We start from the raw sequence: 15,370 nt of genomic DNA, 5'->3' as shown, positions 1-15,370 counted from the left end.
TGATCATTTTTACACTTATATTAGTAATGTACTATTACTCTTCTATAAAGAAAAGAAAAAAGATTAACAGTGATAGGAGGGACAGAACGCAACAGTAGACAATATTCATTTTATATTGAATACCACTCTCTAAAATGGAATAATATACCTGTATAAACATTAAGGAGGAATGTCCTATCCGTCTGCCATCACCGCAAATCGAACAATATTATCACACGATAGAAATCAATACGTTCAGCGTCAATGAAACAGAAGATAAACTTGTGTTCAGTACAAACCTGAATGGCAAATACAATGTATGGGCAATGGATTTACCCCACCTGTTCCCTTATCCATTGACGACCATCAATCAGATCAGCAGCCTCGTCCATTTCCACCCGGAATGCCTCATCGCCACATTTGAACAAGACGGAGATGAAAACCAGCAGCTTCATTACCTTCCAATAGAAGGCGGCAAGCCGGTTCCATTTGATGAGGGGGAAGCAGGCTCAACTTGTTTTCATGCGTGCTTCTCGGACAATCATGAAATCTACTATTCATCCAATCATGAAAATCCTTTACTGAATATCTATAAAAGAAATTTAAACGATGAGAAGGCCACCGTTGTCCAAAAGGGGGAGACGGTCCCTATTGTGGTGGCTGCCGTATCTCCCGATGGAGCTTATGTGTTTACTGAAACATACTCAAACACTCACGCAGCCGCGTTCTATCAGAGTGACAAAGGAAAGATTCCTATGGTTCCAGATCCTGACTCACCCCATACAATCCGGGACGTGCTGTTCGTCAACGGGACAGTGTTCTTTACAACCAATTATGAAGATGAATTTTCTTATCTCGCGACTTTCAATCCATCAACCCATGAATTCAGGCCTGTTCTGAAGCTTAAAAATGAAGAACTCACACACATTAAGTGGAGTGAAGCCACAAACAAGTTGGTCATCTCCTCGGAAAAAGGGGTATGCGACCGACTCTATGAATATGACATTTTATCAGGGGAGCTGGTTTCCCTGGAGTCCCCATGTGGGCTCATGAAGAAGATTGTTGTTACAAAGTCGGGGACGCTCTATGTTTTAGGGATTTCTTCAGACAAAACCGATACGATTTACAAGAGGGGAGCAGATGGGAAATGGATTCAGCTCACCAATACGAAAGTGCCGGGCATAAGCGTTGATCGCATGGTCAAACCGGAAATCGTACAATACGACAGTTTTGACGGCCTTTCAATTGAAGCATTGCTTTTCCGTCCTAAACAGGAAAACGGCTATACGATATTGTGGCCCCACGGCGGCCCACAAAAGGCAGAACGGATGAGATACCGCCCTCTTTTCCAATGCCTCGTCCAACAGGGATACACCCTTTTCGCCCCCAACTTCCGGGGAAGCCAATGCTACGGTAAATCCTTCGAAAAAATGGTCGAACGTGACTGGGGGGACGGACCTCGTCTCGATTGCGTCGCCGGAATGGATTGGCTCATTGAAGAAGGAATATCAGAAAAGGGACGGATCATTTCAATCGGCGGAAGCTACGGCGGATATATGAGCCTTCTCCTCGCTGGCAGGCACCCTGAGTACTTCTGCGGGATTGTGGATATCTTCGGCATTTCGAATTTATTCACCTTCCTGAACAATGTACCGCCAAGCTGGGGGACACTCATGGATCAAATGGTCGGAAATCCGGAGAGGGATCACGATAAGCTTGTAAGAGATTCTCCGATCACGTATATCGAGCAGATGAATGCACCCATGTTCATCATTCACGGCCAGAATGATCCGAGGGTAAAAACCGAGGAATCAGAACAGATCATGCACCATTTGAATAAGAAAGGAATCGACGTGGAATACCTCCTCTTTGAAGACGAGGGACACGGCTTCTTAAAGAAACAGAACGAAATAAAGGCATATGAGGGAATCCGGGCATTTCTCGATAAACTGATAAGCGGATAAGGAGAGAGGGACGGACCTCGGGAAGGTCCGTCCCTCTTTTCATATCGTCTTCACGAGCTGGAACAGTACTTTCTCACAGATGTCGATTTCAGAGAGTTCGACATATTCATTGACTATGTGGGCGTTCGTCAGGCTGCCAGGGCCGAAGACCATTGCTTCTGTAGAAGGAGATAGCAGTGAAATAATCCCTGCATCGGTATAAGCGGGGAATCCTTCGTACTGGACATCTTCTCCTGTTACAGTGAGGTATGCTTGAGCGAGTTCCCTGCAGAAGTAGCTGTCAAGAGGTGTTTCCAAAGGCGGCCTTGCAAGTCCTTTTTGTTTGAACGTCACACTTACCCCCGGAACTAGCTTCTCCCCCTCTTTCACCGCTTCTTCCAGGAACTCCTGAATGTTCCCGACCGTCATTGGAGGGACAAGCCGGAAATCCAGTTCTGCCCGGCAAGAACGGGGAACCATATTGGTCTTTTCCCCTCCCGCTATTTTCCCGACGGTAACCGCCGTTTTCCCAAGGGTTTCATGATTGTATGGGAGCGCATCGATTTGAGATTTGATAGACATGATGACAGCACTCACGGCATGGATCGCATCCAGCCCAAGATGAGCATAACCGGCATGGGCACTCTTGCCCGCCGCCTCGACATCGAACCAGACGGTGCCTTTATGAGCCGGGGCGATATGGTTGCTTGTCGGCTCTGTCGCAATGATCATGGCGTCGTCCGGCAGGCGTGCCTTCTTCACAAGATCCACTGCACCGGCCATTTCAGGCCCTTCTTCATCCACTGTGACACATACATAGAAATCACGGTTCAATGTAAGCTTTTCCTCTGATACTTTCTCCATTACCTTCATCGCGACCGCCAGGCCACTTTTCATATCACAGGAGCCCCGTCCATACATCTTTCCGTCGATGATGTCCCCTCCGAACGGGTCCATATCCCATCCTTCACCTGCAGGCACCGTATCCATGTGGGCGATCAATACGATGGGTTTCTCTCTGGAAACCCCTTTATACTTCGCGATGATATTCGGCCTGCCTTCAGAAACTTCTTCATAGCTCACTTCAACATTTCCAAGCTTATTAAGCCAATTGTATACGTAATCCCCGCACTCCTTTTCTACTGTCAGCGGATTTTCTGTGTTAATCCGGACGAGGTCCTTCACCAGCTGTACCGTATCTGTTTTCACTCTCATTCTCTCCACTCCCTATGAGCCGATTTTTCGATATTCTTCTGCGATCTGAACGGTTTTCTGTTGGGTGAAGGCACTGATCGCCACCACAATCACCACATTACAGATCAAACCCAGAATCCCTGCATGAATGTCCATCGGAGTCGTCTCTGCAATCAACTGATAATAATAGTTTACAATTGTACCGACAATCAGGCCGGTGATGACAGCGGGACCCGTGACCTTTTTCGAATAAAGGGCACCGTATACGCCAGGTGCGAATTGCACAATCGATCCATATGCACCGAGCAACAGTGCGATGAGGCCCTGCCCGCCAAACACAGTGATAAAATAGGCGAGTCCACCGACAACGAACACCCCGATTCTCATGAGCAGCAATGTCGTTTTATCGGACAGGCCTGGCTTTGCATTCTTAATGACCCCATCCGTGAATTCAAGTGACGCACTATGTGTGATGGCGTCTGCCGTAGACATGGCTGCCGCGAGAGCACCGGCGCCTACCAGACCATACACCCAGCCGGGCAGGCTAAGGACCGTCGTGATCAAATATGGAAGGATTTCATCCGGTGCACCGATGTCAGCCGGATTGACGATATTCACCGCGGCAAACCCTACAAATAATAACGGAATCAGAAACAGGGCGAAAACAGGATACACCAATACCGTTTTCTTAATGGTACGGGCATTTGACGCATACGATTTTGAGAATAGATGCGGCCACATAAGAAAACCGATCAGGGATACGAGTATCGTAGTGGTATAGGCTGTTCCTGACATGGTAGACCCTTGACTTCCAATTTCAAAAAATGTCGGATTGTCCTGTACCAAATTTGTAAACATCCCACCGACGTTGTCGTGGAGTTTATTTACAATCGCCAAACCGACAACCCAGGAGATGACGATCATCAATATCCCTTGAAACACATCAGACCATGCCGCTGCCCTCAAGCCTCCGGTTGCCACATATACAACAACGATCCCATATGCGAGAAGGGCACCAAGCCACAGCGGGATACGTCCTTCTGTCATGATATTGAAGATATAGGCCATGCCTTTCATCTGTGTGGCCAGATATTGAATCGAGGCGAATAACGCAATGAACCCGACCAGGATCGGAAGGGTTTTCCCCCCGTATCTTTTCTTCATAAATCCTGCAACTGTATAAATATTATATTTACGGCCGATTTTTCCGATTTTAGGGCCGATGATATACCATGGAAGAATCGCAAAAGCAGTATAAGTTAAAATATAAAGTGCAGGTGCACCTTTGGAGTATGCCCAACCCGGCGCACCGAGAAATGAGAATGCACTGAAGACAGCCCCTCCCATCAAGAACCACATGACGATAAGCCCAAGACCTCCGCCTGCAACCGTAAACTCATCGAGTGAATGTTTATCATGGCCTCTTCCGGCCATCACACCAACTACCAGCGCAATCACAAGGTAGCCGATCATCATGATCATCGCAATCTGCCAATCCGCCATTAATGTACCTCCTCTTCATCTTTATCAGGATCAATCCGGTAAAGAAACAATACGATCAGGAATGTAATGATGATCCAGAAAATGACCCAGAACACTGAAAAAGGCATCCCCATCACAATCGGTGTTGCCCGGTTTCCAATTGAAAACAATGGAAAAACCAATAAAAGAAACGGCACAATCAAAGACAAACAATAGATCTTTATGAACTTACTTTTACTCATCGGACACCCTCCTTATGGTGACGGGACAGAAGTTTGTCCTTCTGTCCCGTCAAGCCAGCTTATTTTTCATTCACTACTGCTGAATCGTTCTTCCTCCGCACACTCCTCCCTTCTCCCTGACTGATCCGCAAAGCCGTCGCATACAAAAGCTCCACGCCTTTTTCAATGTCATCCATTTCCGCAAACTCCAGGGGATTATGGCTGATCCCTTTTTCACAGCGGACGAAAATCATACCGTAATCACTGATATAAGACATGATCAATGCGTCATGAAACGGCCCGCTCATCAATGTCGGGGATTGGAATCCCAGTTTTTCATCTTCCTCCTTCATGATCATTTTGATCCAGTCGGCACAATACCTCGGCTCACTCCGGGTATCCTCTTTGATGTCGTATGTAAGGTCATACGCTGCCGCCGATTCTTCAATGATTTTGTACAGCATTTGTTCCAAGTGGTTCCGTGCCTCAAGATCGATATCCCGGAGATCGACGGTGAACTCCACTTTTTCTGCGATGATATTTCTGGAATTCGGGAAAACCTGCATGCTCCCAACCGTCCCGACGGTTGTGTCTGTTCCTTCTGCCTTTACCAATCCATCGAATTTCCTGATGATGTCTGACGCTCCGAGCAGGGCATCCTGCCTCATCGTCATCGGCACCGATCCTGAGTGACCGGCAAATCCCTCGAGTGTCACGGTCAACCAAATCGGTCCCGAAATCCCGGATACAATCCCGACAGGCTTCCCTTTCTCTTCAAGGACCGGCCCCTGTTCGATATGAAGCTCCAGGAACGCCTCGATGTCCCCTTTTTTGTAGACAGGACTTGCCGTCAGGTCTGTTTCGACCCCGAATTCCTTCAGTGCTTCCCGCCTCGTGACACCCGATTTATCTTTCCGTTCAAGTTCCCCTTCCTCGAGCATCCCTGCCAGTGCCCTGACACCAAAGATTCCTTTGTTGAAACGGCTCCCCTCTTCATCGGAAAAGCAGATCACTTCGATTGTCCGTTCAGGGCTGATCCCGTTATCCTTCATACTGTGGATGACTTCGATGGCACCCAACGCCCCTGCTGTCCCGTCAAACCTTCCGCCGTAGGGTTGAGAGTCAATATGTGAGCCAAGCACCAGTATCGGTTTGTCTTTGTCTGTCCCCTCTATTTTTCCGATTAAGTTGCCAAAACCATCGATCCTTGAAGTCAAACCGGCATCTTCCATCCATCCCTTCACCAGTTCGACCCCCTGACGGTCTTCCTTTGAATGGGCCAGGCGGCAAACTCCGGTCTCCCCGATCTTTCCGATTTCCGCTAATTCCTCCAGATGACGCTTTAATCGATCACGATTGATTGACATGTAATCACCCTTTGTCATGTAATTTTTATAGACTTATAGTAAGTTTAATTTGAAAAAGCACGGGTTTCATTAGACACTGTGTCTAAGAAAGAGCAAGATTATCATACAGGATGGCAAAAGTGATGGAATATTCAGAAATATAAACATAAAAAAATACTTTCCTCCCTCCCTGCTCCTGAATCATCCCATTACACCGTTTCACTAGTTTCTAGACCCGGTGCTTTGATTCCTGCTTGCATTGGAAATTGGAGCGAAGTGCTCATATACAAAAAAAGAGCTTACCCCGTTAAAGGTAAGCTCCAAATTCTATCCATCAGGACGTGGCACGTGTCCTGTCCCCGCGCCCGAGCATTCCGAAGAAAACGAGCACCGATACGAGGATCAACCCGAGGGAAGCGGTTGTGATGGAGAACATCTTAAGGACAACGCTGACGGCCACCACAATGTAGAGGACAGCAAGCATCCGCTTGACGACGTCTCCTGAGAAACGCTTCAGCTGAATCGAGCCGATCGGCGTTCCGATCAGGGCCCCGATGATGAGCAGGATCCCGTGCCGGTAATCCAGTGTTTCCCCCGAGTACATATACGACGTGATACCGGATAAAACAATGATGGATGCGGCCGAAATACTCGTGCCGATCGCTTTGTTCAGGTTGAGCTTCAGCCACTTTGTCAGTAATGGCGTCATCACAAAACCACCGCTGACGCCCATCAGGGATGAAATGATCCCGGTCGATAAGCCGATGACCGGAACAGCCGATTTTCCTTTTGTTTTTGAATTCTGTTGCCGTTTACTTAAGAACTGATACGCAAACCAGCTCAATATACCAATATATACGACCGAGATAAAAGTGGATGCCCCGTTGATTTCATCAAGCCATTTCACAAAAGGGACGGTGACGACTGATCCGACGACTCCCGAAACACCCAGCATTATCGCTAATTTCACATTTACATTCTTCAAGCGGATATGTGACAGCGTCCCTGTCACCGTCGATCCCAATGTAAGCATCAGGGATAAGGTGATCGCCTGGCTCGGTTCATACCCAAGGACGAGCAGGGTCGGTGTCAGGACAATCCCGCCTCCTATTCCAAAAAATCCTGACATGATGCCGATGACGGCACCGCCTGTCATAAATAAAATCCATTCCATGTCGTTTCACTTCCTTCGTCTTTCATTATACATCCCGCTCACTTATAATAGAAATGAATAATGATAATATAAACGATTACGTTTCTTAATAGAGGAGGATATTTATGCAACTGGATTGGATCAGGAGCTTTGTCACCCTCGCACAGCTTCAGCATTTTACAAAAACAAGTGAATTCTTGAACTTGTCTCAGCCGACTGTAAGCGTCCATATAAAGAAGCTCGAGCAATATCTGGGTGTCGCGCTCATCCACCGAACCTCAAACAACCAGCTCTTTCAATTGACGCCGGCAGGAGAGAAGGTGTTTGAACAAGGGAAACAGATGATCGACCTGTGGAGATCGATTGAACAAGTGACAGAGAAAACAGAGGAAGTCCAATTACGGATCGGATCCACACACACGGTAAGCGATGTACTCCTTCCCGACTTTGTCAAAAAAATCAAGGTCCTTTATCCACACGTCCGCCTTCAGCTGATGATCCATAACCATGACACGATTGTAGAAGCACTCCATGATCAGGAACTTGACCTTGCCCTTGTGGAAGGAACAAAGGGACTGGACCCGTTTCACGCCGAAGTGATCAGCCGTGATGAACTCAGGTTCTTCGCAAGCAGCCGGATGAATCTCCGCTCATCCCCCATGATCCTCAGGGAAATCGGATCAGGAACAAGGGAATATGCCGATGAATTCTTGCGATCAGAACGGATCATCCCCGCTGAAATCCTACAGGCAAGCAGTCATTACTTAATCAAGCAGCTTGCCGTCAGGGGCCTCGGCATCGCTTTCCTGTCAAGCTCCATGGTCAAAGAAGAAGTGCAGCAAGGAAAGCTCGTCCCCATCGACCCATACGTCATCCACCGTCCCTTTTATGCCGTCTACCAGGAAGACGCTGCCCTGGTCTCCATCATAAAAGAACTGGTGAGCGTCATTGAAGGAAAGTGAGAGAGGGACGGACCTCCAAATGGAGGTCCGTCCCTCTTATCAATTCTTCGTGATTTCCCCGACGACTTGTTTCAGTGAGGATACTCTGTCCTGTAATGCATTCACGATTTCGTCAACGGACGATACGGTTGCAGCCTGTTGAGTCGAATACGTGGAGATTCTTTCTGTATTGGACAGTGTTTCTTCTGAGAACCCGTGCATTTCCGAGATTTTATTCATCATTTGCTGTGAAGATGACTTTAGCTTTTCCGCTGTCTCCCCCACATCGGTGATTTGTTTCTCCACACGGCTGTTTGCTTCGATGATCCCCTGGAAGACTTCATTTCCTTGTTGAACGGCAGCCAGGCCATTTTCCACTTCTTTCGCATTTTCAGCGATGGCCTGCGTCATTTTCTCCATCTCTTCCCTTAACTTTGAAACGACGCCGCCGATTCCTTTGGTGGATTCTTCTGTCTCATCAGCCAATTTCCCGACTTCTTCGGCTACAACTGCAAAGCCTCTTCCATGCTCCCCGGCCCTTGCTGCCTCAATGGAAGCATTGAGGGCAAGCATCTTCGTCTGCCCTGAGATATCTGAAATCGTCGTCGAAATTTGCTCGATTCGCCCAGATTGTTCTTTAAATCCGACAATGAGAGCATTTACTTCATTCACCAACCCATGAATGGCGTTCATTTTCCCCACAATGTGATCCATCGACCGCTTTCCTGTATCCGCCTGCCTGGTCGTGATTTCCGATGATGCCTGGATTGACTTAAAGGCATCAATGATCGTCGTGATCGCTGAGCTGACTTCCTGGAAAACCTGTTCGCTTTGTTCACTGCTTCTCAGCTGGCTTCTGGCCCCTGACGTCAATTCATCCATGGATGAAGAAACCTCAAGACTGGCAAGCGTCGATTCCTTTGCCCCGGTAGCAAGGTTATCGCTATATGCATTCACTTCCGCCACCGTTTCATTCAAGTGACGGAGCAGACGCTCGGTGTTCTGTTGATGAAGCTGATTCTCTTCTTCAAGGACTCTTGTCTGCTTTTGCTTGGAGTTGATCAACAGAATCGTGGCCCCACTCGTAAAGATTAAATACAATGCGTGAATCATCAATAAAGAAAAACGATAGTCACTCGTCCCGCAAATCAGTTCCGGAAATAAAAAATAGCCAAGCAGATGATGAACCGAAAAGATCACGGTGCTGACGACAAGTAATTTTATAGAATCAAAGAAAGCGATAAAAGCGACAACCATAAAGATCGAAAAATGATATTCTACTAATCCGTCCCCGCCTGCAATGATTGAAATACTGCTGAATGTAAACGCCAGGGTTAATAAGACCGCGCCCTTGTCTCCTTCATCCTTTTTATACACATACAGCGCCCCGATGAAAAACAGGACAGGAAGCAGCATGATGACGTTCTGCATGAGTGATAAAGAAGGCGTCAGTGCTCCTGTTATCCCCTTCATATTGATATATGTTTCAAGAAAACCGAAATAACGGTGCAATACGTGCGTACCGATCGAGAGAAGTACTGAAAACAATCCCAAATAGAGCAAAACTTTATGTTTTTTCATTTTATGTCCCCTTTTCTGCACGAAAATTGACATAAAAAAACTAATCAAACACAAGTGTCTGACTAGTCGGTTGCGCTACTAACTCCACATTATCCAAGCGCCCAAATACGGATAATCCTTCTTCGTCCCTCGTTTTTTTATGTATAAAGAGTATATCGACCCGTTCGACGCTTTGTTTAGCTACTCCACAGAAGAAAGACCCCGCTTCAACATCCGGATCTGCCCCCTGTGACTGATTTCGTCTTCCATCACATGAAACCAAAGATAATAGTGATTATAGGGAACCCCGTTGCCCCATTTCCCTTCTTCATAAAGCCATTGATCGTTTCGTTGTTTCAGGCAGGAAAGCGTACGGTCCCTCACCTCTGCAAGTTCATCGATATAATATTCAACGGGCTGATGTTTGATGGTCCGTCTTCCCTCTTCTCCCAAAGCCAGCGCTGGCCCCCATTTCCCAAGTTCCGCTTCAGTCAAATCTCTTCCTTCAAAGGAAATCACCTGATGAACATACTCGATCGCAGCCATATGCATCAGCAGGGCCCCAATCGTATTAGCATCTTCATCCACTCTCCCGTCCAGCTCAACCTGCTTCAACCCCTTGACCTCTTCAAGCGTCACTCCCCTCGCATGCTCCAGCATCCACACAAGCTCTCCTATTCTTTCAGTAAATCCCTGATCCGTTTTCACCCGATAATCAACCATGTTATAACCCCCTGTTCATTTCTCCTTTAACATTACCAATTTCCTGTAAAAAGAATAGACTGATAATCTTTGGTTAAAAATGGTATAATGAAATTATACAAGAGGTCCGTCCCCCCGATTCGGGGACGGACCTCTTGTTTGTCATTCTTCATAGCTCAGCCATAACATCATTGCTTCATCGAGTTCCTGTACGAGATGAAGCTTCCTTCCATGCAAATGATTCAGTTCTTCGTAAGGTAGCTGTTCTTCAGCCATTGTGAGATCCAGTTCGCTCACTTCTTGTTCGAGGCGGCTGATTCTCTTCAATACCCTTTCCCGAACTGCTTCAATGCTGGTATCCCCTGACTTCAATGCTGGTTTTTCACTTGTTGCATTTCTTTGCGGCGGTGACTGCTTTTCTTTTTCTCGTTTGTAGTCGTCGTAATTGCCGTCATAGCTTTTCATCCCACAGTCTTCTATAGCGAGTATCCTTTCAGCCATACGATTAAAGAAGTAGCGATCGTGGGAAATGAAGAAGACCGTTCCCTCAAAATCCTCTATCGCTTCCTCAAGGGTCTCGATGGAGTCGATATCAAGATGATTGGTCGGTTCATCAAGGATTAGCAAATTGACGTCCTGGAATAACAGCATCGCAAGCTTTAATCGGATCCTCTCTCCCCCTGATAAATGCATTACTTTCTTAAAGACACTCCCTTTATAGAACATAAACTTTGCAAGATATTCTCGGGCTTTACCCTCTACGATTGAAATGTCTTCCCTGAAGCAGTCGAGGACGGTGCTTTCTTCCCTGTTGAACGTGATATGTTGAGGAAGATAGGCCGCCTTTACGTTTGCGCCAAATTCAATTTTTCCATCCTCAGGCGTTTCTTCACCAACGAGCATTTTGAGGAAAGTCGTTTTCCCGCTCCCATTCGGACCGAGAAGACCGACTCTTTCCCCGAACCGGATCATCACATCCATGTTGTTAAAAATCATCCTGTCGCCAAAGGATTTCGATACGCCGTATGCCTTGATCGTCTCATTTCCTGACCTCTCAACAGACTTTATATCCAGCCGCATATTCCTTCGCTCAAATATCGGTTTATCAATATGATCCATTTTGTCGAGCTTCTTCTGGACACTTGCCGCCCGCTTATAGAACTTCGTATTATCCGCTCTCTTCGCCCAGTCCCTTAAACTCATCACCGTCTTTTCCATACGATGGATCTTCTTCTGCTGCTCCCTGAAATGCTCATATTGGATGCGCATGTTCTCTTCCTTCTGAAGGACAAATGAAGAATAGTTCCCTTTATAAGTGATTGCTTTCTTATCTTCGATTTCCACAATCTTCGTCACGACGTGATCAAGGAAATAGCGGTCGTGGGAAACGACGATGACCATCCCCTTGTAACTTTTCAAGAAACCTTCCAGCCACTGGATGGCTTCCATGTCCAGATGGTTCGTCGGCTCATCCAGCAGCAGGATATCAGGCTGGTGTATCAGGAGCTTCCCGAGCACGACCGTCGTTTTCTCCCCTCCGCTTAACTGATCGAAATCCCTCTCCAAGAAGCCCTCGGTAAATCGAAGTCCCGTGCACACTTTATTTGTTTTCTCTTCTCTTTCATATCCACCCTTCACCTCAAACAATTGAGTCAATTCACTGTATTGATTCAACGTTTTCTCAAGCTCTGCCCCCTGTAACACCTTCATTTGTTCTTCCAACTCATGCATCTTGCACTCCAGTCGATCGATTTCCTCAAACGCCCCATTCAGTACTTCCCTGACGCTCATCCCATATGGATACCGGGGAGCCTGCTCCAGATAAGCGGTCGTCGCCCCGGGGGACATGTGAATCAAACCTTCATCGTACCCATGACTGGACGTTTGTGGATATCCCGGATAGTAATGCATCGGTTCAATACCGGCAATCAACTTTAGCACCGTACTCTTTCCACTCCCGTTCGCACCCACGATGCCGATCTTTTCACCCTGATACACTTCTAACGAAACATCTTCGACAACGAGCGTAGCGTCCATATATTTTTTCATCCCATTCACTTTCAGTTCCAACATATGCGTTCCTTCTTTCATCCATATTAGTAGCTACGCTGCTTATGGACGGGATCAAGAAGGCTTACTCTATTCATTAATAAAAAAAGACCGCAAGAAGGGTTTCCTCCTCACAGTCCCAGTATCATCTTGTTCATGAAGCAAAGCATGCTAAAGAAACACATCTGTGTCCCTGTCTGCAGGCACTCCATAACAAGCATCATCCGATATCAGTAAAGTAAGTTACCTTCTAATTGCCCGGATTCCATAAAGAGCATAACAAATAAACCTATCCAAATAGGCCCTTTCAAGCTCAATAGAAAATCGGTATTAATTTAAAATTAAATTAATCAGCAATTAGTTGGTTCCATAAACTTACTTCACCTCCAAAATTTTCTTAATTGTCGCATTTTTTTGTGTCTTTGTAAATGAGATCTTGTATGTTCTATAACAAATATTTTTCAATCAGATTGATACTCTCCCTTTTCCTAAGAACCCTCCGTATCGATATGAATTCCCAACTGTTCACTTTTGCAAAAATACCACAGACAAACTCTATACATTGAAACCCCTTTCACTATGTTCAAATAGCACTTATACTTATCTCAAATGATGATCATCAAATTCAAACAGTACAATATTGCAAAAAACAATAATTAACGAAAATGAATAAGGAGGATCCTCATGGTATTGGATAAAAGACGTGCACACTTATTATCCATCATTCAGCGTTCGACCGAACCAATTCCTACAAAAGAATTGGTTGCCAAAATGAATTTATCCCAAAGAACCATTTATTATGACATTCAACATATTAATAGCTGGTTAACAATAAAAAACTTAGAACCAATTGAGAGTAGACATGGAAAGGGTCTATTTTTACCAGCAACATCTAAATCCAAGCTGTTGCATTACCAAGATCATAGTTTTGAAGATTGGCAGTATTTATTATCTAAGCCTGAAAGAGAAGTCCTGATTAAGGCGGCCATCTTATTAGAAGAAGATGGCGCCTCTATGCAAAGGTTTATGAATCTAACAAGTTTGAGCCGAGGCACGATTTCAAAGGTTATTAAATCGATTAAGCAAGACTTCAATGAATCGGGCTTACTACTTTATTACCAGAAAGGAACAGGCTATCAATTGGAAGGACCTGAAGACGCAAAGAGAACAATGCTTTCCAACATCCTGGCAACCATTTTCTCCAATCCAGAGTGGCAAAATGTTCGGAATGAAGTTTATAAGATGATTCAACCAGAAGCTGCTACTTGGTCTGAAGAAACGGACGAAAGACACTTGGTAAGAGAGGTTCTTTTTGAAGCTGAAACTGAGTTAGGCTTAACGTTGACAGATGAAATGGTAGAGATACTCACCTTACAGATCTTGATGATTATAAAACGAATGGAGCTTAACCAATATATACATGTTCCACAGACAGAAAAAGATATCTTGAAACAAACTGAAGCATTTAAAGCTGCCTTGCATATTTCGAGAAAACTTGAAGAGACAAGAAAAATTTCTTTTCCTGATGATGAAGTTTCTTTTATTACTATGAACCTGCTGGGTTCAAAGGTTCAGCATGACAATTTTAATCGCTATACAGAAAAAGAATTAGCCGGCCTGAAGAAAGTCGTTCAACTGATGATTGATGATTTTCAACTTTACTCCTGTGTAGTGTTTGATGACCGACATGGACTGAAAGAAAATCTGATATCTCATATCAAACCAACATATTATCGGCTTAAATACGGTCTTCAGATTGTGAACGATTTAGCAGACAGTATCCAGAATGCTTATCCTGATATCTTTCATTTGACTAAAAAGGTGATGAAACATCTAGAGCTGTATGTCGGTAAAAATATTCCTGATGAAGAAGTAGCTTATATTACCTTGCACTTTGGTGGCTGGTTAACGAAAGAGAAAAAGAAGATCGAGACAAAGTTCAAAGCACTTATCGTTTGCGAAAATGGGATAGGCACTTCCAATATGCTTCGTACACAATTAGAAAATTTGATTGCCGGTTTAAATGTTATCAACACGATTTCCATGAGGGAATATCGAACAAATGATTATGAAGTAGACGTCATATTTTCAACAAATTATATCAAAGAGAAAAATACACCCGTTGTCCATGTCCCGGCAATATTAACTAACCAAGAAAAAGAACGTGTCATTCAATTGATGAACAAGCTTTTTATCTCCAAGGCACCTAAAAAAAGCACCACCGATCACTTAATGGAATTAATTAAACAATATGCGACCATCCACCATGAGGATTCATTAAGAAAAGAATTGGTCAGCTTATTAGAACAAACTACTCCACGAGTAAAGGAGCTCAGAAAGCCTATGCTCAATGAACTATTGACAGAACAAACTATAAAACTCAAAGACAGCGTAACCAGCTGGGAAGAAGCAATTAAAGTGGCCAGTCAGCCCTTAATAGACAAACAATCGATCCGCCCTGAATATGTTGACGCAATGATTTCAAATGTGAAAGATTTAGGCCCTTACATTGTCATTGCTCCCAATATTGCCATTCCCCATGCACGACCAGAAACTGGAGTCGAACAACTTAGCATGAGCTTCTTGAGGCTTAAAGAGCCAGTATACTTCTCAAAAAAGGAGAAACACCGGGCACAGCTAATCATTGTTCTTGCGGCAATCGATAATCAAACCCACCTTAAAGCATTGGCACAACTAACAGAATTGTTATCCAGTGAAGGTAATGTAGAAAGATTAGTTTCAGCAAGCGACGCTCAGACTATAGTCAAATTAATCAATCAAACAGTTGAAGTATAATTTC

The 15,370-nt window shown here is 45.1% G+C and carries 11 protein-coding genes and 1 riboswitch; of the genes, 3 read left to right on the top strand and 8 right to left on the bottom strand.

Features of this window, described 5'->3' with window-relative positions:
- The first annotated feature begins 263 nt into the window (after window positions 1-263).
- Window positions 264-1,943 carry a S9 family peptidase gene (locus tag KH172YL63_RS03820; protein ID WP_173104871.1) on the top strand — a complete coding sequence of 560 codons (1,680 nt, stop codon included), beginning with the start codon at window positions 264-266 and terminating at the stop codon, window positions 1,941-1,943.
- A 39-nt stretch (window positions 1,944-1,982) separates the two neighbouring features.
- On the opposite strand, the gene KH172YL63_RS03815 is transcribed toward KH172YL63_RS03820, so the two are convergent.
- From KH172YL63_RS03815 to KH172YL63_RS03795, 5 genes are all read right to left on the bottom strand, one after another.
- Window positions 1,983-3,137, bottom strand: a complete 1,155-nt coding sequence (locus tag KH172YL63_RS03815; RefSeq protein WP_173104870.1) for a M20 family metallopeptidase — start codon at window positions 3,135-3,137, stop codon at window positions 1,983-1,985.
- 12 nt (window positions 3,138-3,149) lie between these two features.
- On the bottom strand, window positions 3,150-4,619 hold the full coding sequence (locus KH172YL63_RS03810) for a sodium:solute symporter family protein (RefSeq protein WP_173104869.1): 1,470 nt from the start codon (window positions 4,617-4,619) through the stop codon (window positions 3,150-3,152).
- On the bottom strand, window positions 4,619-4,840 hold the full coding sequence (locus tag KH172YL63_RS03805) for a DUF3311 domain-containing protein (RefSeq protein ID WP_173104868.1): 222 nt from the start codon (window positions 4,838-4,840) through the stop codon (window positions 4,619-4,621). Before KH172YL63_RS03805 ends, KH172YL63_RS03810 begins: the two co-directional genes overlap by 1 nt.
- Before the next feature lie 59 nt (window positions 4,841-4,899).
- Window positions 4,900-6,186, bottom strand: a complete 1,287-nt coding sequence (locus KH172YL63_RS03800) for a M20 family metallo-hydrolase (RefSeq protein ID WP_232066114.1) — start codon at window positions 6,184-6,186, stop codon at window positions 4,900-4,902.
- A gap of 313 nt (window positions 6,187-6,499) precedes the next feature.
- A complete protein-coding gene (locus KH172YL63_RS03795; RefSeq protein ID WP_173104866.1) occupies window positions 6,500-7,339 on the bottom strand; it encodes a sulfite exporter TauE/SafE family protein in 840 nt (279 codons plus the stop codon).
- A gap of 104 nt (window positions 7,340-7,443) precedes the next feature.
- Between KH172YL63_RS03795 and KH172YL63_RS03790 the strand changes: the two genes are divergently transcribed.
- On the top strand, window positions 7,444-8,280 hold the full coding sequence (locus KH172YL63_RS03790) for a LysR family transcriptional regulator (RefSeq protein WP_173104865.1): 837 nt from the start codon (window positions 7,444-7,446) through the stop codon (window positions 8,278-8,280).
- 39 nt (window positions 8,281-8,319) lie between these two features.
- On the opposite strand, the gene KH172YL63_RS21825 is transcribed toward KH172YL63_RS03790, so the two are convergent.
- From KH172YL63_RS21825 to abc-f, 3 genes are all read right to left on the bottom strand, one after another.
- Window positions 8,320-8,973, bottom strand: a complete 654-nt coding sequence (locus tag KH172YL63_RS21825; RefSeq protein ID WP_442858765.1) for a methyl-accepting chemotaxis protein — start codon at window positions 8,971-8,973, stop codon at window positions 8,320-8,322.
- Between the two features lie 922 nt (window positions 8,974-9,895).
- Window positions 9,896-9,979: riboswitch (cyclic di-GMP riboswitch) on the bottom strand.
- Window positions 9,980-10,020: 41 nt separating this feature from the next.
- Window positions 10,021-10,542 carry a DinB family protein gene (locus KH172YL63_RS03780; RefSeq protein ID WP_173104863.1) on the bottom strand — a complete coding sequence of 174 codons (522 nt, stop codon included), beginning with the start codon at window positions 10,540-10,542 and terminating at the stop codon, window positions 10,021-10,023.
- 141 nt (window positions 10,543-10,683) lie between these two features.
- Window positions 10,684-12,594 carry a ribosomal protection-like ABC-F family protein gene (abc-f, locus tag KH172YL63_RS03775; protein WP_173104862.1) on the bottom strand — a complete coding sequence of 637 codons (1,911 nt, stop codon included), beginning with the start codon at window positions 12,592-12,594 and terminating at the stop codon, window positions 10,684-10,686.
- A gap of 660 nt (window positions 12,595-13,254) precedes the next feature.
- Here abc-f and KH172YL63_RS03770 point away from each other — a divergent pair.
- Window positions 13,255-15,366, top strand: coding sequence for a BglG family transcription antiterminator (locus tag KH172YL63_RS03770; protein WP_173104861.1), 2,112 nt, complete (start codon window positions 13,255-13,257; stop codon window positions 15,364-15,366).
- Window positions 15,367-15,370: the final 4 nt, after the last annotated feature.

Source organism: Bacillus sp. KH172YL63, assembly GCF_011398925.1.
Lineage (GTDB): Bacteria > Bacillota > Bacilli > Bacillales > Bacillaceae_B > Rossellomorea.
Note: the sequence above shows the minus strand (reverse complement) of the source record. Positions and strands in the feature narration are given on the sequence as shown.